Origin of the sequence: Pseudoalteromonas sp. BZA4, assembly GCF_040104395.1 — a bacterium.
Classification (GTDB): Bacteria; Pseudomonadota; Gammaproteobacteria; order Enterobacterales; family Alteromonadaceae; genus Pseudoalteromonas.
In genome coordinates this window covers 1-1,779 of the sequence record NZ_JBECOT010000133.1, presented here as the reverse complement: position 1 = coordinate 1,779, position 1,779 = coordinate 1, and the positions used below count along the sequence as shown (strand labels likewise).

1 protein-coding gene is annotated in these 1,779 nt (G+C 36.7%); it reads left to right on the top strand.

The genetic code is table 11. From position 1 onward, the window contains the following. A partial coding sequence (locus ABMY41_RS21695; RefSeq protein WP_349276252.1) for an efflux RND transporter permease subunit occupies positions 1-1,779 on the top strand: 1,779 nt, incomplete at both ends.

Below are 1,779 nucleotides of genomic sequence, written 5' to 3'. Positions count from 1 at the left end.
GTAAACAGTTTAGGCGGCTATGTAAAAACATATGAAATAACACCAACTACTTTGAAAATGAAATCACTAGACGTTTCTTTTAGTGATATTGAACAAGCCGTAATAGCTAACAATTTAAATGGAGGACTTGGCCGAATAAACAAAGGTAACGACAATTTTGTTGTTCGAACACAAGGACAATTTGAAAAAATTGATGATATACGTCAGTTAGTTATAAAAAACAACCAACAAGGAATAATCAGGTTAGCCGATGTTGCAGCAATCAACGAAGGAAGTTTAATACGTTATGGTGCAGTGACACATAATGGTGAAGAGGCCGTACAAGGCTTAGTTATTGCGCTAAAAAACAGTAATACCGACCAAGTAGTAAGTTCAGTTAAAGAAAAACTTTTAGAACTAGAGCGCTCACTACCTAGTGGCACTACTATCAATGTCTTTTATGACAGATCTAATTTGATTAGTACTGCTATTGAAACCATCACAAATGCATTAGTTCAAGCTGTAGTGCTCGTTATCATATTGCTAGCCTTATTTCTTGGCAACTTTAGAGCGGCACTAATTGTCTCTATATCCTTGCCGGTGGCAGCTCTTGCTACTTTTATATTAATGAGCCATTTTTCCATATCAGCAAATTTAATGAGTTTAGGAGGCTTAGTTATTGCTATTGGTATGCTTGTTGATTCATCTGTTGTCGTTGTTGAAAATACTGTAAATAGGCTTTCAGAAAACAGCAAACTTCCTAAGCTGCATGTTATTTATAGAGCATGTAAAGAAGTTTCTGTGCCAACTGTATCAGGAACATTAATTGTCGTTATTGTTTTTTCCCCTCTATTAACTCTTTCAGGGTTAGAAGGGAAGCTGTTTACGCCTGTTGCATTGACGATTGTTTTTGCGATGTTATCTGCGCTAGTTTTAGCGTTTACTTGCATCCCGGTGCTAGCTTCAATGATACTGAAATCAAATGAAGCGAGTGAGCCTAGCTTCATCAAATCATTACAAATACAGTACAAAAAGTCGCTATTAAGCGTTATTAATTCACCTAAATCAGCATCATCGATAGCTTTTTTGGTGTTGATCACAAGCATTTTTGCCTTTGTAAGTTTGGGGAAAAGTTTTATGCCTACGTTGGATGAAGGAGACATCATTGTTCAACTAGAAAAGTCGCCATCTATTACCCTGCAATCCTCTCTAAATATTGATACCCAAGTAGAGAAAGCACTACTAAAACAAGTACCTGAAATACTTCAAATTGTAGCCAGAACTGGATCAGATGAGCTTGGCCTAGATCCTATGGGCCTAAATGAAACGGATATATTCATGGAGTTGAAGCCTCAAAATGAGTGGCGCTTTGATACCAAGCAACAGCTAATCGAAGATATACGCAACGTATTATCAAATTACCCCGGTATGAACACGAATTTTACTCAACCTATTCAAATGCGGGTAACTGAAATGCTAACTGGCACTACAGGCGATGTATCAATAAAAGTTTTTGGGGATAAAGTCCAAGAATTAGCAAATATCGCTGAAAAAATGAAAGTGTTAGTAAGCCAAGTATCTGGTAGTCAAGACATACAAACAGCATTGATAGAGGGTGGAAAATACATTCGCATTTCATTAAAACCTGAAATAGCTCATCAATTTGGTTTAACCACTAAAGCATTAACTGATTTTCTAAAGCCACAACTTGAAGGCTCACAAATATCTAAACTAGTTACCGTTAATAAATTTACGCCTATTGTTTTCGGTGCTTCGTCGAAGCACAAAGCAAGTCAGATT